This is a genomic window from Fimbriimonadaceae bacterium (assembly GCA_019638775.1).
In the GTDB taxonomy this organism is placed as follows: domain Bacteria; phylum Armatimonadota; class Fimbriimonadia; order Fimbriimonadales; family Fimbriimonadaceae; genus JAHBTD01.
Window position 1 is genome coordinate 1 of record JAHBTD010000006.1, and the last position, 21,259, is coordinate 21,259.

Below are 21,259 nucleotides of genomic sequence, written 5' to 3' on the forward strand. Positions count from 1 at the left end.
AAGCAATGGACGCAGCTTAAACTCGGGGGAATTCTGTCTTGACATCGGGGTCCAGTTTATTTCCGTCGCGCCGAACGCCTTCTGATAAAACTCCAGCGCACGAGTGGCATCTTTAACAATGAGATACGGCATCGCGCCTTCATAGCCCTTCGGGATCGCGTTCACCTTGCCTGCCATGGATGACCTCCTACCTTAATAAGTGGATAAACTTCAACTATGTTGGTCAATTGACAGAGGACTTCGCGATGTGGAGAACCACAAAAACAAACACTGTTTGAACCTATTATGCTGGCAACATCTTATTCACTTATTCACCCGAGGAACCCCGTCCACTCCATCGTCGACGGTCCTTTTACCTCGGGCAAATGATAAATATGACCAACCTCGCTGCGGTCTTGTTCAGAACCTCGCCATAAACGGCACGCTTCTTTTCAAAAAGTCAGATGAGAGGTCTATTGATCTTTGGCCCACCCCATCAACCGAGTGACCTGCCTCATGATACACGGGGGCATTGAGTGAATCAGTATCTGGATCAACATCCGCCTGAGACCCTTTATTCGTGAATGCGCCGAAGAGGCAAGGTTGTACATCTGAATGCGCCTGGCCATTGCGTGACTTCCGAGTAGTCGATCGGAATCGGCACCAGCCCCCGTCGGGTTAACTCGCCAGCCAGTCGTTCGCATCGCTCGTCCAGTATTACGTTACCATTTCCAATCGTCAGCGCGTTTATTCCAAGTCCCCGGACCTCGTCCTCTGTCGCATCGATGAGGTCGAAGTGCCGCTCGAACCAGCGAAGGGTTTCCCCTGCAAAACTATGGCGAGCAAATACGGCAATAGATTCTCCGACCACATTGAACTTCGTGTCGAGGTGAATCACGCCTTGGTGGGGAAAGTGGAGCGGCAGGACCTCCCGTGGACTGCCGAGCTGGACAAGCCGGCGGCGGAGTTCCTCTATTCCCGCCAGGTCCGTGGCCTCGCCAAGCCCGACGAGAACCTTTTCGCCCCACACCATAACATCGCCGCCCTCGATACGTCCGCGCTCCAGCCACATCACCCTCGACAGTCGGGGTAGCAGCGGACCCAGGGCTCGGACCTCCGACCGCCGGTAACGGCTCCCCATACGAGCCACGAAGAACACATCGTCGACGGAAAACCCAATGTCCCGAGTGTAGTGCTGGCTGCAGATACCTCCAATATTCTCTAGTAGGAGGACTTCCACCCCATACTCCCGCAACCGTTGTGCCAAGCACTCTTGCTGCACACGAACACGGCGCCAATCATAAGTGGACCAGAAATTATGACGGAGTTGTTTCCTGACGGATGATTCAAACAAGGACAGTATAGCCATCAAGTCGATCGTGTAAGGGTTCGCCCAGCACATCACAACCGTCGCGAGCCGATCCGTCTCTGAACGCACATCCACCCGGATTTTATCAGTGTCGGCAAATGGGAACTCGGCGCCGTCCGCAGGACGATTAAGACCCACATTGCTCTCCTTCGTCGAACGGCCTCACGTCTCGAACCATGAGCTCCACCACCGGCTCAACCCGCGTGAGTGAACTGCAGGCTCTCAAAGCCGATGTCGCAGGCCGGAACCAGTGCAACGACTGATTCGGCACGCTATTCATGAAAGTATTTTTTCAGTGAAACCCCGATGGGCATTCGCTCAATAACTCCGCCTATCGATAAATCCAATAAGTAGCGAGACCAATGAATCACACTCGCGCGATCGATTCGTTCTTGATCACCGATGGTCTAAGACAAACAGTTGACGATCGTAGGTCAATGTTTGGAGCCTATTCGCCCCACGGACTCATCATCCAAACGCCGTGACCTTGCCACTGTGTAAGTCGTAGACGGCGCCGACGACCTTCAGCGTTCCCTTCTTTACCGAACCGGCCAGGATCGGCTCCAGACGCTTGAGCCGCTCCACACCCCGCTCAACGTTGGCTTTGATGGCGTTATCGAGTATGTTGCCCTGCTTATTCTTCACCACTGCCACGGCCGGCCTAATCAGATCGACAAGACCGCCGATGGAACCCGGCAGGGTGTCTTTGGCATCAATGTGCTTGATGGCAGCCTTGACCGCGCCGCACTGGCTATGACCCAGCACCAGGATCAGCCGTACGTCGAGTTCCGCAACCGCATACTCGATGCTTCCCTTCACGGAATCGCCCGCGCCGGTGATGACGTTTCCGGCCACGCGGACCACGAATAGGTCTCCCACGCCTTGATCGAAAATTAGTTCAGGGGCAACGCGTGAGTCCGCACAGCAGACGATCGCGGTAAGTGGAGCCTGACCCTCCGCCAGTGGCACGAAATCCTCCGGTTTCCGGCGAGGGTGGGCAAGATCCCCCTTCATGAACCGTTTGTTCCCCTCGAGCAATTGAGCCAGCACCGTATCCGCATCCCGTCCTCCTGTCGGTAGATCGGCTGCCCGTCCCATCGTCGAAAGGGCGAGACCGGTCGCGCCAACCGCTAGTCCGGAAAGCCGCATGAACTCACGCCGAGACACCGGTTTCGGAACTTGCATGACATGCCTCCCTCAAAATCAGCAGTCAGGTTCAACATCCTTTTCGTTCGACAACACCAAGCATTCTGTCTTCTGAGGAAGAACCGATCTCTTTTCAATGGTGAAACTTACAAACGTTCGTAAGTAAGGATTTTGGTTTTCTCTTTTCCAAAAGACTCGTACGGGCAAGAACATGTCCCTAATCGGAACAAATCGAGTGTGATGAGAGGCAATGTTTTGAGATCCAGCGATGGTTAATGCAACCCCTCTTCCTGTCGCCACGAGAATTGGACAACATTCTCCATCGCCTTTAATGTAAATCTTCGGCCTCCGTGTCATCCCTTTGATCAGACGGGCGACTCTGTCATGCCATTCCGCGACCTCTTCTCGGTGATGAAGAATGATCGTGTCATCCTTCAGGTCGGAAAGCTGAATTTCCTTTCGTGTTGATAGCGGATGTTTTTTGGGAAGAAGAACACCCAAATTTTCTGAATCGACCTCATGGCTTTCGATCTCGGGGTCGTAGATCACTCCTTCCACAAAGCCCACATCAAGACACCCATTCTTTACGAGCTTGACGATTTCTTTACTCGTTTTCTCTCGAAGATCCAGCGTGATTTTTGGGAAACGAACTTGAAACTCGTCAATAACCGCAGGGAAGCGAGCCATAAATGCCGCCCTCGAAAATCCAATCTTAAGGATGCCGGTCGTCTTTTTCCCGACGGCACGGATATCCGATTCAATCCTTGAAATAGCCGACGCAATCTCCCGTGCTTCTCTCAGAAGCAGAACGCCCGCTCCAGTCAACCGGACGCGTCTCGTAGTTCTTTCAAACAACTTGGTGTCCAGTTCATGTTCCAACGAAGCAATAAGTCTCGTAAGTGGCGGCTGAGACATCCCGAGAATCTCAGCGCTTTTTCTAAAGTTGAGTTCCTCTGCAACAACGATGAATGCCTTCAACTTGCCAACGTCCATGCTGCACTATTACCTTTTCAGTATCAATAGATCAATAAATGAGGAACGATCGAAGTCAGCATCCATGCTACTATCGCAACGCGGTAAGAATTAGAAGGGATTACATGATGGAGATTCGGGAGGAGCGTGGAACGCCGAGTTTTACGAGGATGGGGAAATGTCACAAGAGAACAAAATGGCGAAGGAGTTTTTTGATAAACAGGCTTCGGAGACCTATGATCAACGTATCAAACCGATCGCCCCGATCATCGATAACCTGCATTTCTTGATACGCTTGATCCTGAAAGACCTTCCCTCCGACGCACATATTCTCTGCGTCGGAGTCGGAACCGGGACGGAAATATTGGAATTAGCGCAAGCGTTTCCTTATTGGCGGTTTACCGGGATCGATCCCTCCGCATCGATGCTCGATGTCTGCCGGAAGCGCCTGCAGCAGAGCGGGCTTCTGACTCGTTGCGAGTTGTATCATGGATATCTGTCGGACCTGCCGAAGATCGAACAGTTTGACGCAATTCTCTGTCTGCTCGTGGCTCATTTCCTAAAAGATAGCCAAGAGCGACAGGCCCTTTTCAACAGAATGGCGGCACGGTTAAAGGTGGCTGGCTATGTGATCCATGCAGAAATTAGCTACGATCTGTCGGCAGTGGAGTTTCCGGACATCGGTGAAAAATGGAAAACCCTCCACAGGGTAGCGGGCGCATCGGAAGAACGGGTGGCAAATATCCTAAAAACATTACAAGAAGACGTCGCGGTGTTGCCGCCCGCCTCGACCGAACATCTGTTCCTGAACAGCGGGTTGCCGATGCCGATCCCGTTCTTCCAGTCATTGCTCATCCGGGCTTGGTACGCCCAAAAAACGTAAACGTAGATGACGCTTTCGCTGAAACAGTTGAAGCGATCCGGGAATCAGCCTTCGATTTCATCTCATCCTATGTCATGGGAGGGTCACTCATGAAATATCTGTTGCTGGTCCATCATAATGAGGACACGTTTAACAAGATCACAGAAGTAAAGCGGAAGGAAATGCTCGAGGAATCAATCCAGCTCTGCCACCGGCTCGACGGCAAGAGGCAATACGTTCATGCCTCCCCGTTGCAGCCTGAGTCGACAGGAATCGTCGTTCGGGTGCGCAACGGAAAGGCAACGGTAACCGATGGACCGTTCGCCGAGACAAAAGAGCAACTCGCCGGCTACTTTCTCATCGAAGCCCAGGATCGTGATGACGCCGTTCGTATCGCCAAGCTGATACCCGGCGCTCGTATTGGAACAGTCGAAGTCAGGCCGCTAAGAGAGATCACCGGTCTGCCGGGCGAAGCGAAGCAACCATGACTTCATAATATCCGGTGCAGTCATGGCCTCTTGATTCTCTCACCAAGCCAATGGCAAGGCTACCGCCCCCCAGGAAGCCGGTGGAATGCCCCTATTGAGCCGCGACAATCCGATACGTCATACTACGCTGAAACTATGGATCCCACTTTTGCATCGCCGGATAGCGCACTGACCGAGCGGCACCGGGCACTATTGGAGGTTGCGGAAGCGATCTCTGTACACTGCGACCTGCACAAACTCTTTCGCGATTTAGTCCAGCGCCTCCCCCGGGTGGTACATGTGAACTTCGCGTCCCTCTCCTTGCACGACCCGACACGCAACCACATTCGCCTCCAGACCATTCAAGCGAACGTGCCGGCTGAGTTCGCGGGCGGCCATGAGGAGCCTCTCGATGAGACTCCCGCCGGCTTGGTTTTTCTCACACAGCAGCCGATCCTCGTGCCCAACCTTGCCGACGAACATCGTTGGCCCAAGGTCGTTCAACGTATGAAGGAGGACGGCATCAATTCGCTTTGCGTCGTCCCCCTGACCACCGCCGTGCGGCGACTGGGAGCCATGGGATTTTCGAGCCTGCGGAAGGAAGCGTATAGCGAATTGGACGTGGAATTTCTCCATCAGGTCGGGAAGCAGGTCGCAGTGGCGGTCGACAACGTCCTGCACCATCAGGAACTGATCCACGATCGGGATCGATTGCGCCTTCTGCTGGAGGTCACGGAATCCATCGCTTTACACTATGACGTGGACCGCCTGCTGCACGACCTCGCGCAACGGCTTCCCAGCATCGTCCCCTTCGACTACATCAACATCGTACTGCATGATCCGGCCAAGGAAGTCATGCGCCTCCGATTGTTGGTCACGTCGATACCCGTTACGATCAAGCAGGGACTCGAATTGCCGATGGAGGAATCCCCCGGAGGTCTCGTCTGGAAAACGCAGAAACCCTTGACCGTGCCTGACATTGAAAATGAGCGCCGCTTCCCCAAATTGATCACGTTGCTGCGGGAGAACGGCGTGCAGTCTTTCTGCGTCGTGCCGCTGACCACCGCGAACCAACGCCTCGGCGCCCTGGGATTCGGCAGTCTGGAGCGCCGAATCTATGAAGCGTCCGAGATCGAATTCATGCACCAAGCCGCGAAGCAAGTCGCCATCGCCGTCGAGAACGCGCTGAACTATGAACGTGCGCAGTCCACTCAATCGCAACTTACACGTGAGCGAGACCATCAACGGTTGCTGCTTGAAGTGAACAACGCCGTCATCACCCATCTTGATCTCAACGACTTGTTCATGGCCGTCAGTGAGTGCTTGAGAAAAGTGATTCAGCACGACGGGTCCAGTCTGCTGCTTTGCGACGAGGAGACCGGGAAGTGGCGTATTCATGTGTTGGATTTTCAGAACAACGAAAGTTTCGTTGAAGAAGGAACAATTGAAGAGAGTACGGAGTCTCCGTCCTGTCTCGCGATCAACACGGGTAAAGCCGCGCTGTTTAGAGAACAGGATCTGAAAGAGATGGCAAACTCTTCGCCTTGCGCGCAAGACCTCCTTGACCGTGGCGTGAAATCGTTCTGCTCTCTCCCGCTCCTTGCGCACAAACGCACGCTCGGTGCATTGAACGTGGGTCGACGAAGAGACGACGGCTTTATGTCGGAGGACGTGGAGTTGCTCAGCCAGGTCGCGAAGCAAGTCGCCATCGCCGTCGAGAACGCCTTGGCCTATAAGCAAATTGCGCAGCTGAAGGATAAGTTAACGGAAGAAAAACTGTACCTTGAAGAAGAAATTCAGACGGACTACAACTTTGAAGAAATTATCGGCGAGAGCCGGGCGCTCAAGCAAGTCCTCAAGCAGGTCGAGACGGTCGCCCCCACGGACTCCACGGTCTTGATCCTGGGTGAAACCGGCAGCGGGAAAGAGCTCGTCGCCCGAGCGCTCCACTATCTGAGCAACCGACGGGAACGCACGTTCGTAAAACTAAATTGCGCTGCGATCCCGACCGGCCTGCTCGAAAGCGAATTGTTCGGACACGAAAAGGGGGCCTTTACCGGTGCGATTGCGACCAAGGTCGGCCGGTTTGAATTGGCCGACCGAGGAACGCTTTTCCTCGACGAAGTGGGAGAAATTCCCCTAGAACTCCAAGTCAAGCTCCTCCGGGTGCTCCAGGAGCAGGAATTCGAACGGCTGGGTGGCACTCGCACCATTCGTACGAGTGTGCGGGTCGTCGCGGCCACGAATCGGGACCTCGCTAAAATGGTGGAAGAGCAGAAGTTTCGCAGCGATCTTTACTACCGGCTCAAGGTTTTCCCGGTCACCCTCCCGCCGCTTCGGGAGCGTCCGGATGATATTCCGTTGTTGATCCGGCACTTCGCTCAGAAATTCGCCCAACGGATGAAGAAACACATCGAAACGATTCCATCCGAGGCTATGAAGGCGCTGCAGAATTATTCATGGCCCGGGAACGTGCGCGAGCTGGAAAACTTCGTCGAACGCGCCGTCATCCTGACGCATGGATCGGACCTCTACGTGTCGCTGGCTGAATTGAAACCGACGCAGAACCACGTGGAGAATTCCGCGGCTGTCACCCTCGAACAGGCCGAGCGCGAACATATTCTCAGAACCCTGCGCGAGTCGAGCTGGATCATCGGTGGGGCCGCTGGTGCCGCGGCAAAGCTCGGCATGAAACGGACTACCCTCCAATCCAAAATGCAAAAGCTCGGGATTGCCCGTCCTCGGTAATGCCGACCTGTGACAGGAGCGTATGGAGACCTTGAAAACTCTCTCAAGACGCGGCGTCCGACAAAGCCTTCATCTCGTCCATCACGCGGGGGGCGGACCGGCGGCTCACGCCGGTTGGCGCATCGTTGATCATTCAGTTGCGGGACGCCGATGTTGATCGATATCGCTCCTCTGAAGAAGTATGCCGATTTTCGTCTCCTCTTCATCGGTCAGATGATCTCCTATCTCGGCACGATGGTCAGCTATATGGCCGTCTCGTATCAGGTGTATCAACTGACGCATTCGACCGCCCTCGTAGGTGCATTGGGTGTCGCGCAACTAGTGTCCTGTCTCTGAAGTTCATGGAATAAGTTGTGCACCGCTGGTGTTCTAGGGAGGACACCATGCGAACAGGACGACCAACCGCTCCGCTGATTTTGACGATGACCGAACGAGAGACCCTACAGCAATGGACACGTCGCCCGAAAACCGCTCAGGCCTTGGCGCAGCGAGCCCGGATGATTCTGGCCTGTGCCGCGGGGCAGACGAATACCGCCGTGGCTCGGGATGTGCGTGTGGCGCAGCAAACCGTCTGTAAATGGCGGCAGCGCTTTGTGACCCACCGCCTCGATGGGCTGCTGGATGAACCGCGCCCCGGCGCGCCACGCAGGGTGACCGACGTGGAAGTGGAACGGATTGTCACTCAGACCTTGAAGACGACACCGACCCACGCGACCCACTGGAGCACCCGCGCCATGGCGCAGCGGAGCGGAGTGAGCCGGAGTACCGTGCATCGTATTTGGCGAGCCTTTGGCCTTCAGCCGCATCGGAGTGAGACGTTCAAGCTGTCGGCCGATCCGCTGTTTGTCGAGAAGGTGCGCGATATTGTGGGGCTCTATCTCCATCCTCCGGACAAAGCGCTGGTCTTGTGCGTCGATGAGAAGGCACAGATTCAAGCCCTGGACCGTACACGTCCGTTGTTGCTGATGCGCCCGGGGCAGGTCGAGCGCCGCACGCATGACTATCGTCGTCATGGTACGACCTCGCTCTTCGCCGCCTTGGAAGTCAAAACGAGCCGGGTCATTGGGCAACTCCATCAACGACATCGTGCCGTTGAATTCCGTCAATTCCTCGACACGATCGACGCCAGCGTCCCGTCCCACTTGGACGTGCATATGATCCTGGACAATTACGGCACCCATAAAACCGCTCGGATTCGTCGGTGGCTGTTGAAGCACCCACGGTTTCATCTGCACTTCACCCCCACCAGCGCCTCCTGGATCAATCTGGTGGAACGCTGGTTCGCGCTGCTCACCGAGCGCCAACTACGCCGATGCGTTCACTCCAGTGTCCGAGCCCTCAAGGCCGCCATCCAGCAGTACATCACCGTGACCAACAGGCACCCCAAACCCTTCATATGGACCAAAACCGCCGATGAAATCCTGGCCAGCGTCGCCCGATTTTGTCAGCAAACTTCAGAGACAGGACACTAGGTCCGGTGTTCATATTCGGGTTACTCGGAGGGACCTATGCCGACCGCATCAATCGCCGCAAGCTGTTGCTGGCGTCGGAATTAATCATGGCGCTGCTGGTTCTTCTCTTACTCCTGAACAGCCTGTTACGTCAGCCGTCTGTGAGCGCCATCTTTGTCCTGGTCGCCCTACTCCAAGCTGTCACGGGGTTTCACACCCCTGCCATGGAAGCGTTGACTCAGAAGATGGTTCAACCGGCTGATTACGCGGCAGTCGGCGCATTGAGCGGCTTTCGGGCTTCGGCCGGCGCCATTGTCGGCCCACTGCTCGGCGGCATACTTGTCGCGGCTTTCGGCCTGACCGGCGCGTATGTGTTCGATCTCTTGTCTTTCCTGGGAGCGGTGATCTGTCTTCTGTTGATGACCAAGATGCCGGATCCCGAGTCCAGTCTTCGCTCGCCTCTGGCCGATGCCGCAGCAGGGATACAATTCGCCGTTTCGAAGCCGGAACTCGTCGGCACCTATCTGATCGACATCGCCGCAATGTTGTTCGCATTTCCAGTGGCGCTGTTTCCTGCCATGGCGGAACAATGGGGCGGCGCTCGAATCGCCGGACTATTGTTTTCGTCGATGGCGATCGGTAGCCTGATCGCCATGCTTTTCAGCGGCTGGAGCGGGCGTGTGCGCCGCCAAGGCCGCGTCGTGGTCATCGCCGCCGCCTGTTGGGGACTCTTCATCATTGGTGTCGGGCTGGCACCGGTGCCATGGCTGGCCGTGCTGTTTTTAATCCTGGCCGGAGGCGCCGATATGATCAGCGGATTGTTCCGGAGTGTCATCTGGAACCATGCAGTTCCGAATAGTATACGCGGGCGGCTGTCCGGCATCGCGATGATTTCCTATATGACCGGTCCGCTGCTGGGGAATACGCGCGCCGGCTGGGTCGCCCGCAGAGCAGCGTTTCCATCAGCATCGAACGAAAGTCGGAAACGGTGGAGAAATGTTACGGTGGGAGTCCAGGGCCTACGGCGGCGCCCAGGGTTGGAATAAAGAGTCCTCACGTTCGGCCCTGACGGGGTCTTAAGGAATCTCAACGGCTACTGGCCAAAAGAGCAATGATTTTGAGCGCAGTGTGCGCCGATATTTCGTCAGTTGACGAATGGACGACGGATTAACTTCGTCACCTCGCATATCTTCTTTTCTATAGTTAAAGTAAAAGTCATTGAAAGTTTATTTTATATCAGTCGGTTGCAAGATTTGTCTGTGTCTCGAATCTACTTGGAACAGTCATTGCTGTTCCTTCGAACTAAACATGTGATAGGAAAAATTCTACATGATTTTTGGTCAAGGCACTTTGGAGGGTCGTTCTCATGAATCGTCGTAACTGGATCGGAACAGTCCTGCTTCTCGCATTGGTACTATCCACAGGCATCGGGTTAGTCGCCTGGAAGTACGAATCCATTCAAGACTCCGCCGCGGCCTCTGCCAACCAACCGGAGCCGATGGAGTCCATCACCGTCGCCGTCGCACGCGAGATGGATCATCGCCAGACCACCACCTCTATCGGGACGGTTCTGGCCTTACGTTCGATCATGCTGAAGAACGAACTCGCAGGGACAGTCCGTGAAGTCCGGCTCACGCCGGGCCAGATCGTGGAAGCCGGTACCTTGTTGGTTGCGCTCGACGTCTCCGTCGAAGAAGCCGACCTCAGGGCGCAGGAAGCCCAGGCCGCTCTTACCAAAACGGTGCTCAGTCGCCGACAGAATCTCAGTCAGGAACTCGCTACGACTCAGGAGGAAGTCGACCGGGCTCGTGCCGACTTGGACATTGCCCATGCCCAAATTGCCCGTACCGGGGCGATCATTGCCAAGAAGACCATCCGCGCGCCATTCCGGGCGCGCGTGGGTATTGCCGATGTTCATCCCGGCCAATACCTGGACGAAGGGACCTTGCTCACAACGCTACAGGGCGTCGGCGAAGCGGTCCATGTCGATTTCACGGTGGCCCAGCAGGTCGCGGCCGGCTTACGAAGTGGCGAGACGGTCGAGGTGTTTGCGGCCGGCGAAGTCCCCGCCGTCAGAGCCAACATCGTCGCGCTCGATGCACGCGTGGATCCGACGACTCGGAATGCCGTGGTGCGGGCGCGGGTTGATGATACGCGCCATATACTGGCCCCCGGCGCGTCGGTTCGGGTTCGAGTTCCCGTTGGTCTCTCGCGTAAAGCTGTCGCCATCCCGGTCAGCGCGTTGCGCAAGGGACCAGGCGGCGATCAGGTATTCGTGATCGCGCCGGATCAGGATCACAAGAGTCGAGCGCATGTGCGGCAAGTGGAAAGCGGCACGATGGTCGGCGATCAGGTCGTGATTCACGCCGGCCTCGACGTCGGCGAGACCATCGCCGCGTCGGGGTCGTTCAAGTTGCGTGAAGGTGTGCTCGTCGCGATTGCGCCTGAACCTTCCTCGCAAAACCAGGCCCACGCACAAACGGTCAGCAAAGACTGAATCGATCACCAGTCGAAGAAGAAATAAGGATATACCCATGCGATCGTTCACCGATATCTTCGTGAAGCATCCGGTCCTTGCCGTGGTCGTCAACCTCGTGATCATCCTCGCCGGCTGGCGAGCGCTGACGTCCTTGCCCGTGCAGCAGTACCCCCAAATCGAGAGCTCGTCCGTGATCATCACGACGATCTATTACGGGGCGAGCGCCGAAACGGTTCGCGGATTTTTGAGCACGCCGATCGAGCGGGTCGTGTCCGCGATCAGCGGCGTCGATTACGTGGAGTCAACCAGCCGGGCCGGTGCCAGCACCGTGACCGTGCATTTGAAGTTGAACCACAGCAGCACGGCAGCCCTAGCTGAAGTCACGGCGCGGCTCCAGCAAGTGAGAGCGGAGTTGCCGACTGCAGCGGAACCGCCGGTAATCGAGCTGCAGCGCGCCGATCGGCCTTATGCTTCGTTCTATATCAGTTTCTCCTCCACGGAACGCAGCGTCTCGGCCGTCACGGACTGGCTGCTGCGCACGCTCCAGCCGCAACTGGCCACGCTGGCCGGTGTCCAGCGAGTCACCTTCGAAGGTGGGCGACAAATCGCCATGCGCATCTGGATCGATCCCGACCGCCTCGCATCCTTCAATCTGTCGCCCGGCGACGTGCAGAACGCGCTGCGGAACAACAACTACCTGGCCGCAGTCGGGCGGACCAAGGGAAACTTCGCTCAGATCAACCTGCTCGCGAATACCGATCTGCGCTCCGCCGCCGAGTTCGAAGAGCTGATCGTCGCCGACCGAGGCGGGGCCATCGTCCGGCTAAAAGATATTGCGAAGGTCGAGCGCGAGGCGGAAGAAGCCGACATGATCGCCAAGTACAACGAGACGGAAGGCGTGTACCTCGGGATCTGGCCGGTACCGGGTGTAAATGAAATCGAGGTCCAGCACCGGTTGGTCGACGAGATGGAGCGCATTCGGCCGACGCTGCCCCCCGACATCGACATGCAGCTGGTGTGGGACGGCACGATGTTCATGCGGAATGCGCTGACGGAAATCACGAAGACATTGTCTGAGACGATCTTGATCGTCGCCGTCGTCGTGTTCCTCTTTATGGGCTCGGTCCGAACCGCGCTGGTCCCCCTTGTCGCGATGCCGGTGTCGCTGATCGGCGCGGCTATCTTCATGGTTGCGTTCGGCTTCAGCCTCAATCTCCTGACGCTGCTCGCCATCGTCCTGTCGGTCGGGTTGGTCGTGGACGACGCGATCGTCGTCGTGGAGAACGTCGAACGGCACGTGCGCCTCGGCAAGTCGCGGATCGACGCGGCCCTGGTCGGCGCACGCGAGTTGCTCGGTCCGATCATTGCCATGACGATCACGCTGGCGACGGTCTACACCCCGATCGGATTCCAGGGCGGGTTGACCGGCTCGCTCTTCTTGGAGTTTGCCATCACGCTCGCCGTGGCGGTCGTGTTGTCGGGCGTCGTCGCCATCACGCTGTCGCCGGTCATGAGTTCGCGGTTCGTCCACCCGCAAGGGAAGGAAGGTCGGTTGACTGCCTTTGTTAATCGACGCTTCGAAGAGGTGCGCCGTATCTACACCTGGCTGCTCGATGTCGCGCTGACGATGCGTTGGGGCATCGTGGCGGCAGCGCTGCTGATAATGATATCAATCTGGCCGCTGTATCTCTTTTCGCGCCAAGAACTCGCGCCGGTGGAGGATCAAAGCCACATCAGCTTGTTCTTCGAAGCGGCTCCCGACTCGACGGTTGCCGCCAGCAACCGCGAACATCTGAATGTCGTCCAGGCCATCACGTCTCTTCCTGAAACGAAGTTCACCTGGTCGCTGACGACATCCTGGGGCGGGTTCGGCGGCTTAGTCGCGAAGGACTGGCACGAACGGACACGCTCGACCGAGCAAATGTACGGCGAGCTGTTCGGCCGGGTCTCTCAAGTGCCGGGCCTGCGAGTCTTCCCGCGTTTGGATCCGCCTTTGCCGACGCCCGGTCAATACGACGTCGAACTACTCTTGCAGAGCGACCAGCCGATCGAGCGATTGCTCGAGACGACGGGAGCAGTCCTGGCCGCTGGGTGGCAAAGCGGCATGTTCTTGTATGTAGACACCGACTTGAAGATCGACTTACCCGAGGCGCGTGTGGTGTTGGATCGAGAGCGGCTTGCCGATCTTGGGTTCGACCTGGCCGGAATCGGCCGTGAGCTCGGCACCATGCTCGGCGGCGCGTACGTGAACCGGTTCAACTACTTCGATCGAAGCTATAAGGTCATCCCGCAGCTCGGAGACAAGGACCGTTCGACCGTCGGTCCCCTGCTTGATTTGAAGATCAAGACGCCGGGCGGGCAGATGGTGCCGGTGTCGACGTTTACACACATCGAAACGAGCACCGCGCCACGCACCTTGAACCGTTTTCAACAGCGCAACGCCGTGCGCATCTTCGGCGGCGTCAAGCCCGGCATCACGAAAGATCAAGGGCTGCGCGTGCTGGAAGAGGCTGCGGCGAAGGCGACCAATCCTCCGGTCATGCTCGATTATGCGGGCGAGTCGAGACAGATCCGCCAAGAGAGCGCCGCGCTGACCGTCACATTGGGCTTCGCCGTCGTGCTCATCTATTTGGTGCTGGCCGCCCAGTTCCAGAGCTTCCGCGACCCGTTGATCGTCTTGTTGGGTTCAGTGCCGCTCGCAATCTCCGGCGCGCTGATCTTTAGTTTCTTAGATTTCACGACCATCAACATTTACTCGCAAGTCGGCCTGATCACGCTGGTGGGATTGATCGCAAAAAACGGCATCCTGATCGTGGAATTCGCCAACAAACTGCAGGCGAGCGGCCTCTCACGGATCGCGGCGGTGCGTGAAGCGGCCTTGACCAGGCTGCGGCCGGTGCTGATGACCTCCGCCGCCACCGTGTTCGGACACCTTCCCTTGGTGCTGGCCTCTGGGCCGGGAGCCGCGGCCCGCAACAGTATTGGGACGGTATTGGTCTCAGGAATGACAGTCGGCACGATCTTCACGCTGTTCGTTGTGCCGGTGTTCTACTCGTTGATCGCAGCCCAACACCAGCCGGATCTTGAGCCTGAAGGGATCGCGCTCGATGCTGATGATGAAGCGCTGCTCACAGTGGCGGCACAGAACTGACGAAAGGTTCGAAAGATATTTGCCATGCTGAAGATCACTTCGGAGAAGAATCGAAATACGGTGCGACTCAGACTGGAGGGCAGCCTGACCGGACCTTGGGTCGGTGAACTCGAGCATGAGTGGCGAACCACCCAACCGGCTGAAGGAATCCCTCTTGTCGTGGATCTCACGAGCGTAACCTTCGTGGGAGAGGACGGCAAGCTTCTCTTAAAGCAGATGTGGCGAGAAGGCGCACAATTGATTGCAACAGGATGTTGCATCGGTCACCTTGTGGAAGAGATCACCCGGTCACAACCGGATCTGTCCTTCACCCGATGCGAAACGAAATGAGCGGAGTCGTCATGCGCATATTTAGTCTCTTCATAGGGTCGTTCTTCCTGGCCGCCTGCGCCGTTGGACCGGACTATACCCGGCCGGACCTTTCCCCACCGGCGTCATTCAGGATGGCCGGCGCTGAGGCAGAAGGTGAGTCCTTCGCGAATTTGCCGTGGTGGGAGCTCCTTCAGGATCAGGCGCTTCACGATCTGATCCAGACGGCTCTCCGAGAGAACAAGGATCTCAAACGCGCGGTCGCCTCTGTCGAAGAATTCCAAGCGCGTCTATTCGTCGCCAGGATGGACTTTGCTCCAAAGGCCGACATCACAGGCAACGCACCGATCATGGGACGGAAGGCAGAATTTCTGTTCCCGGGCTTTCCGAACCCGTTCAACTATTATCTCCAAGGCAACCTCGCCTGGGAACTCGACATCTGGGGTCGCATCCGGCGGTCCAATGAAGCAGCTCGCGGCGATCTTCTGGCACGCGAGGAAGCCCGGCGAGCCGTGGTCTTGCAGCTCGTCAGCGGTGTTGCGGAATCCTACTTCGACCTCTTGCAGTTCGATCGACAACTGGAAATCGGGAAACGCACGCTGCAAACATGGCAGGAGTCGGTACGGATCGCGCAGGCGCGCCTACGGGAAGGCGTCATCGCCAAACTCGACCTGGATCAATTCATGTCGGAGCGAGCCAACGCAGTGGCGCGTGTCGCCGAGTTGGAACGACAGATGGTGCAGAAAGAAAACCAACTCAGCGTGCTGGTGGGACACAGCTCCGGTCAGATCCCCCGCGGACGCTCGTTGACGGAGCAGGTCCTGCCTCCCGCCGTTCCGGTCGGACTTCCGTCGGAGTTGCTGCAGCGCAGGCCGGATCTCGTACAGGCCGAACAAGAGCTGGCGGCCGTGACGGCCCGTATCGGCGCCGCCAAGGCGGACCGGTTTCCCAAACTCACCATCACCGGCATTTTAGGTGTCGCCAGTCCGCAGTTCTCCCGACTGATCGCGAACGAGACGGCGTTCGGCGTGGCCGGTCCCAGCTTGGCCGGCCCCCTGCTCAACGCCCAAGCACTCGGGTTCCAGCAGGACGCCGTCGAAGCGCAAGCCCGGCAAGCATTGGCCCAGTATGAACAGTCGATTTTGGTCGCGTTCAGAGAAGTGGAGAATGCCTTGGTCGCGGTGAGGACCGCCCGAGAGCAGCGGGATGCGCAGGCCGAGCAAGTGGAGTCTCTCCAGTCCGCCCATCGCCAAGCGACGCTTCGATACAAGAGCGGACTCGCCAATTATCTGGACGTGTTGATCGCCCAACGTAGTTTGTTCGAGGCCGAACTGTCGTTGACGAGCACCCATCGGCTCCATCTCGTCTCGGTGGTGCAACTCTATAAGGCCTTGGGCGGAGGCTGGTCGCCCAAAGATTCCGCTCAACAGATGCCGACGGCCAAAGTCGTCGAAGCCGGGAAGGGCTGAGGGAACGTCGAAAGACATCGCCGACGTAGCGGCCTTCGTCGGCGGCGAGACAGTTCAAATGGAGGTGCTGCGTGACGACTCAGACGAATCTCATTCTCGTGACCGGAGCGACAGGACAGCAAGGAAGTGCAGTGGCCAACGCACTGCTCAAAAAAGGGAAGAACGTTCGTGTCATGACGAGGAATCCGGAGAAGGCGGCCGCACTCGCGAAAGCCGGAGCCGAGGTGGTCAAAGGGAACCTGACTCATCAGGGTGACCTGCAGGCGGCACTGCGCGGAGTGCAAGGGGTCTTCGCCATGTCAACTCCATTCGAGGCCGGGACGGACGAGGAGGTGCGCCAAGGGGTGATGTTGGCGGATGCGGCGAAACAAGCCGGGGTCTCGCACTATGTCTATACTTCCGTGGGCAGCGCCCATCGTCATACAGGAATTCCGCACTTCGAAAGCAAATGGAAAGTCGAGCAACATATCGAGAAGATCGGACTGCCCGCGACTATTCTGCGCCCCGTCTTTTTCATGGAGAACTTTACCACTTTTTCGAAACCCTCCCCTGATGGCGTCCTCACCATGCCAATGCGGCCTGATAGAACGCTTGCGATGGTGGCGGTGAGAGATATCGGCGCATTCGGTGCGGCGGCATTCGTCCGTCCCAATGATTTTCTCGGACAGGCTATCGACTTAGCCGGAGATGAGTTGACGATCCCTGAGACAGCGACGATCCTGACCAAAGCGACGGGACGACCGATCCGATTCCAAGAGTTTCCTTTGGATCGAGTCGAAGCCGCCATGGGACACGATATTGCCACGATGTTTCGTTGGTTCAACGAGGTCGGGTACACCATCAACATTCCCGCATTGATGCAGAAGTTCGGGATTCCGTTGATGACCTTTCAGGAATGGAGCAGAACGATCGATTGGTCGAAAACCTAGTTTCGCGCTATCCAACGCAATCACCCATTGTGCAGATGCGGGGCAATGTAGAATCGGCGAAGTTCTTCGCGGAGATTTTCCGACTTTTGAGAAACGCCGATACCACAAACTCCTGCCATGGCGTCAAAGCAGATCCATTTTGAGGACAACTCGAATTTTCGTGACCGTATGAAGGAAGGACCACGCATGAAGACTCACGACCATCTGCTTTCTCCAGTGCGTGTTGGTCCTTACACCCTGCGCAATCGTTTGGTGATGGCGCCGATGACGCGGAATCGCGCCGGTCATGGCAACGTGCCGCAACCCATGAATGTTCTTTACTATGCTCAACGTTCTTCGGCCGGCCTCATCGTGACCGAAGGAACACAGGTATCTCCGCAAGGTGTGGGCTATCCTTATACCCCGGTATTCACAACGCAGAGCAAGTACAAGGCTGGCGGTTGATCACAGAAGAAGTGCATCGAAACGGCGGCCACATTTTCCTGCAGCTATGGCATGTCGGGCGGATTTCACATCCATCACTGCAACCGAATGGTGCATTACCGGTCGCACCATCGGCAATAAGACCGGAAGGTAGTGCCTATACCTATGAAGGCCAAAAACCTTTCGTCACACCACGAGCCCTTGGTCTGGAAGAAATTCCGGAAGTCATCGCACAATTTCGGGATGGGGCCATCCATGCGCTCGACGCAGGCTTTGACGGAGTGGAAATCCATGCAGCCAACGGTTATCTGATCGATCAATTTCTTCGTGATGGCACGAATCGGCGCGCTGATACCTACGGCGGATCGGTAGCCAACCGTGCTCGTTTTCTCATGGAAGTAGTCGAGGCGGTTGCACAAGTCTGGGGAGCCAACCGAGTTGGCGTACGGTTGTCGCCCGTCAATCCCTTTAACAGCATGTACGATTCGGATCCTCAAACGACATTCGAGTTTGTGGCTCAACGGCTGGGCCGACTCGGACTCGCATATCTGCACGTTGTCGAGGCTGACGAACATGGAGAGACCACACATCCAACGATCAATTTTCAGCGGTTCCGCGATGCCTTTGGAGGAACCTACATCGCTAACGGAGGCTTTGGTTACGAGCGGGCCAGCGCGTACCTCGCTCAGGGTCACGCCGATCTGATTTCTTTCGGGCGGCTGTTTTTAGCTAACCCGGACTTGCCGGAGCGTTTTGCGCAAAACACCTCATTGAACCTCCCCGATCATGCGACGTTTTACGGAGGTGATGAGAAAGGGTATACCGACTATCCCTCTTTAGAAATGAAATCCGTTTGTTGCCCATAGCTGATAGCTAAGCAAAATAAGCGAGCCGGAGATTGACCACGCTCTGCATGCACACACCTTATATGGCGCAACGAGGTCGCTCGTGACGATCGAACTCAATCACACCATTGTGCCGGCATGGGATAAAGTCGAGTCGGCGAAGTTCTTCGCGAAGATATTCGGATTGTCGTTCGATGAAGGTGAAGTCGGGTACTTTGCGCCACTGCGAATGAATGACACGCTCACTTTTGATTTCGACGACGATCTCGACGATGAACGGTTCGACATCCATCACTATGCCTTCAAGGTCAGTGAAGCGGAGTTCGACGCAATCTTCGGACGCATTCGGGCGGAAGGTATCCCTTATGGGAGCGAACCTCACTCGCGGGACGATATGAAGATCAACCATCGCGGCGGCGGACGAGGCGTGTATTTTCAGGATCCGAACGGCCATATCCTCGAGCTACTCACCATAACGTAGCGGTGTAATGGCCGCGTGAGCGATCAGAAACCAGAAAAGCGAAGGACGTGGGATTTAAGTGATTCCCTGAGGCTCGCTGGGTACCGCCAATACTCTAAATAGCTTGTGATCCGGATGAAAAAGTGCGGCCGATGATCGACTTACTCCTTTCCGCCTTTCACTTCTTACTGGTCCTTACCCTGGTTGCCATCCTTGCCGCACAGAGCGCCGTGATCAGACCGGGGATAACCGCTTCGAGTCTGCGTCTGGCGGCAAGCTTAGACCGAGGCTATGGCGCAAGTGCGGTATTGCTGCTCGGAGTGGGATTCGGCCGAGTCTATTGGGGCGCAAAGGGCTCATTTTTTTATCTATTGAATCCCCTCTTCTGGACTAAGATTGCTCTCTTCGCAATTGTGGCCATGCTTTCGATACCACCGACTCTCCAGCTCATCCGATGGACCAAGCAAACACATTCGCAGCCGGAATTTCTTCCGTCTGACGAAGAAGTTCACCGTATTCAATGGTGGTTGCGCGCAGAAATGATCGTGGTCGTGTTCATCCCGTTTCTCGCAGCCGCCATGGCGCGCGGTATAGGGCTTTCATGACCGATCTTGATGAAACTACAATGTTCTTCAGAACGAGTCGTTGCCATGAAGACCGATGTCGATTTGGAGCCTTTCGATTCGACTAATAGGCAGGCAACCATCTTTTCCAAGGAGTCACGCATGTCTAAGGTCACACCCTTCTTATGGTTCAACGGTCAAGCGGAAGAGGCCGCGAGGTTTTACACTTCCATCTTCGAAAATTCGCGGATCGATTCTGTTTCACCAATGTCCGCTACGTTTCACCTTGACGGTCAGAAGCTCATGGCACTTAACGGCGGTCCGCAGTTCAAGTTCACCAAGGCCATCTCCTTCTTCGTAAGCTGCGACAGACAGGCTGAAGTCGACGAGTTGTGGGAGAAGCTCTCCTCCGGGGGCACAAAACAACGGTGCGGCTGGCTGAAGGACAAGTTCGGCGTCTCTTGGCAGATCATTCCGTCTATATTAGGAGAAATGCTGCAGGATGAGGATCATGAGAAATCCGGACGGGTCATGCAAGCCATGTTACAGATGAGCAAGATCGACATCGCTCGTCTAAAGCAGGCCTATGAGAGCCAGTAGTCTGACCGGAGACCGTGGATTAGGTGCGTTTGTTCGACTGTTGCGCGATATCCACAAAAACTCAAAAAGAAGGAGATTGACGATGCGATTCATGGTCATTGTGAAGGCGACAAAAGAGTCGGAAGCGGGTGTCATGCCGAGCACACAACTGCTGACCGAAATGGGCAAATACAACGAAGAACTGGTGAAGGCGGGGGTAATGCTTGCAGGTGAAGGGCTCCAGCCGAGTTCGAAGGGTGCACGCGTCAGATTTTCTGGAAACAAGCGCACCGTGATCGACGGTCCCTTTGCCGAAACCAAAGAGCTTATTGCCGGCTATTGGCTCTGGCAGTGCAAGTCGAAGGAAGAGGCGATCGAATGGGTCAAACGCTGCCCCAACCCCATGCCTGGAGAATCGGAGATCGAAATTCGTCAAGTCTTCGAAGCGGACGACTTCGGCGCCGAGTTCACGCCGGAACTGCGGGCGCAAGAAGAACGATTGCGGACAGAGACGGCCAAAAAGAAGTAGGGACGTCTCGCTCAAAGTCCGGGACTATGCTAATGGGCGCCCAATCTCAAACGTACGGCAGGATAATAAGAAAGGATGATCATATGGGATACGTCGATGGATACGTTCTGCCCGTTCCAAAGAAAAACCTGAAAGCATATCGACGCCTCGCGCAGCAAGCGGCGAAGCTCTGGCGCGAGCACGGCGCCCTCGACTACAAAGAGTGTGTCGGCGACGATCTCACAACGAAGATGGGCGTACCGTTTCCGAAACATGCCAAGGTCAAAGCCGGCGAGACGGTCATCTTCGCGTACATTGTGTTCAAGTCGCGGGCGCACCGCGACCGGGTCAATGCCAAAGTGATGAAAGATCCGCGTATCCATGACATGTGCGATCCAAAGGACATGCCATTTGATCATAAACGTATGGTCTACGGCGGATTTAAGATCCTAGTCGGCGCCTAGCTGCTTCATGAACCGGCATGATGCTGGGAAATCGACCGATGCAACCGGTTATCGATAGTAGCGAATGCAGTCTCGTTCAAAACTTA

Annotated in this window: 21 protein-coding genes; 18 read left to right on the forward strand and 3 right to left on the reverse strand. The window is 56.4% G+C overall.

Annotation, left to right across the window (positions count from 1 at the left end; translation table 11 throughout):
• Positions 1–553: 553 nt before the first annotated feature.
• The 3 genes from KF784_15945 to KF784_15955 all read right to left on the reverse strand — a co-directional run bounded on the left by KF784_15945 (position 554) and on the right by KF784_15955 (position 3,487).
• Complete coding sequence (locus KF784_15945) at positions 554–1,486, reverse strand: hypothetical protein (protein MBX3120551.1); 933 nt, start codon at positions 1,484–1,486, stop codon at positions 554–556.
• A gap of 330 nt (positions 1,487–1,816) precedes the next feature.
• Positions 1,817–2,533, reverse strand: coding sequence for a carbonic anhydrase (locus KF784_15950; GenBank protein ID MBX3120552.1), 717 nt, complete (start codon positions 2,531–2,533; stop codon positions 1,817–1,819).
• Positions 2,534–2,551: 18 nt separating this feature from the next.
• On the reverse strand, positions 2,552–3,487 hold the full coding sequence (locus KF784_15955) for a LysR family transcriptional regulator (protein ID MBX3120553.1): 936 nt from the start codon (positions 3,485–3,487) through the stop codon (positions 2,552–2,554).
• A 175-nt stretch (positions 3,488–3,662) separates the two neighbouring features.
• Between KF784_15955 and KF784_15960 the strand changes: the two genes are divergently transcribed.
• The 18 genes from KF784_15960 (at position 3,663) to KF784_16045 (ending at position 21,173) form a co-directional block, all read left to right on the forward strand.
• Positions 3,663–4,349, forward strand: a complete 687-nt coding sequence (locus KF784_15960) for a class I SAM-dependent methyltransferase (protein MBX3120554.1) — start codon at positions 3,663–3,665, stop codon at positions 4,347–4,349.
• Between the two features lie 89 nt (positions 4,350–4,438).
• Positions 4,439–4,816, forward strand: coding sequence for a hypothetical protein (locus KF784_15965; GenBank protein ID MBX3120555.1), 378 nt, complete (start codon positions 4,439–4,441; stop codon positions 4,814–4,816).
• A 135-nt stretch (positions 4,817–4,951) separates the two neighbouring features.
• The gene (locus tag KF784_15970) at positions 4,952–7,543 is read left to right on the forward strand and encodes a sigma 54-interacting transcriptional regulator (protein MBX3120556.1); all 2,592 of its coding nucleotides are present in this window, start codon (positions 4,952–4,954) and stop codon (positions 7,541–7,543) included.
• Positions 7,544–7,693: 150 nt separating this feature from the next.
• Entirely contained in the window at positions 7,694–7,879 is a 186-nt protein-coding gene (locus KF784_15975) for a hypothetical protein (GenBank protein MBX3120557.1), read from the forward strand.
• A 47-nt stretch (positions 7,880–7,926) separates the two neighbouring features.
• Entirely contained in the window at positions 7,927–9,015 is a 1,089-nt protein-coding gene (locus tag KF784_15980; protein ID MBX3120558.1) for an IS630 family transposase, read from the forward strand.
• 5 nt (positions 9,016–9,020) lie between these two features.
• Positions 9,021–10,040, forward strand: coding sequence for an MFS transporter (locus KF784_15985; protein ID MBX3120559.1), 1,020 nt, complete (start codon positions 9,021–9,023; stop codon positions 10,038–10,040).
• Between the two features lie 320 nt (positions 10,041–10,360).
• Complete coding sequence (locus KF784_15990) at positions 10,361–11,491, forward strand: efflux RND transporter periplasmic adaptor subunit (protein MBX3120560.1); 1,131 nt, start codon at positions 10,361–10,363, stop codon at positions 11,489–11,491.
• Positions 11,492–11,528: 37 nt separating this feature from the next.
• Entirely contained in the window at positions 11,529–14,624 is a 3,096-nt protein-coding gene (locus tag KF784_15995) for an efflux RND transporter permease subunit (GenBank protein MBX3120561.1), read from the forward strand.
• 24 nt (positions 14,625–14,648) lie between these two features.
• Positions 14,649–14,954: a hypothetical protein gene (locus KF784_16000; protein ID MBX3120562.1), complete on the forward strand. Its 306-nt coding sequence runs from the start codon at positions 14,649–14,651 to the stop codon at positions 14,952–14,954.
• Positions 14,955–14,965: 11 nt separating this feature from the next.
• Positions 14,966–16,402 (forward strand): efflux transporter outer membrane subunit, encoded by a 1,437-nt coding sequence (locus KF784_16005; GenBank protein ID MBX3120563.1) that lies wholly within the window; start codon positions 14,966–14,968, stop codon positions 16,400–16,402.
• A gap of 71 nt (positions 16,403–16,473) precedes the next feature.
• A complete protein-coding gene (locus KF784_16010; GenBank protein ID MBX3120564.1) occupies positions 16,474–17,331 on the forward strand; it encodes an NmrA/HSCARG family protein in 858 nt (285 codons plus the stop codon).
• Positions 17,332–17,448: 117 nt separating this feature from the next.
• The gene (locus KF784_16015; GenBank protein MBX3120565.1) at positions 17,449–17,775 is read left to right on the forward strand and encodes a hypothetical protein; all 327 of its coding nucleotides are present in this window, start codon (positions 17,449–17,451) and stop codon (positions 17,773–17,775) included.
• Positions 17,703–18,620, forward strand: a complete 918-nt coding sequence (locus KF784_16020) for an alkene reductase (protein ID MBX3120566.1) — start codon at positions 17,703–17,705, stop codon at positions 18,618–18,620. The genes KF784_16015 and KF784_16020 overlap by 73 nt, the downstream gene beginning before the upstream one ends.
• Positions 18,621–18,702: 82 nt before the next feature.
• Positions 18,703–19,080: a VOC family protein gene (locus KF784_16025; GenBank protein MBX3120567.1), complete on the forward strand. Its 378-nt coding sequence runs from the start codon at positions 18,703–18,705 to the stop codon at positions 19,078–19,080.
• 131 nt (positions 19,081–19,211) lie between these two features.
• Positions 19,212–19,664, forward strand: coding sequence for a DUF2214 family protein (locus tag KF784_16030; protein MBX3120568.1), 453 nt, complete (start codon positions 19,212–19,214; stop codon positions 19,662–19,664).
• A 120-nt stretch (positions 19,665–19,784) separates the two neighbouring features.
• Positions 19,785–20,222 (forward strand): VOC family protein, encoded by a 438-nt coding sequence (locus KF784_16035; GenBank protein ID MBX3120569.1) that lies wholly within the window; start codon positions 19,785–19,787, stop codon positions 20,220–20,222.
• An 82-nt stretch (positions 20,223–20,304) separates the two neighbouring features.
• Complete coding sequence (locus tag KF784_16040; GenBank protein MBX3120570.1) at positions 20,305–20,730, forward strand: YciI family protein; 426 nt, start codon at positions 20,305–20,307, stop codon at positions 20,728–20,730.
• Positions 20,731–20,813: 83 nt separating this feature from the next.
• Positions 20,814–21,173 carry a DUF1428 domain-containing protein gene (locus KF784_16045; protein ID MBX3120571.1) on the forward strand — a complete coding sequence of 120 codons (360 nt, stop codon included), beginning with the start codon at positions 20,814–20,816 and terminating at the stop codon, positions 21,171–21,173.
• Positions 21,174–21,259 lie beyond the last annotated feature (86 nt).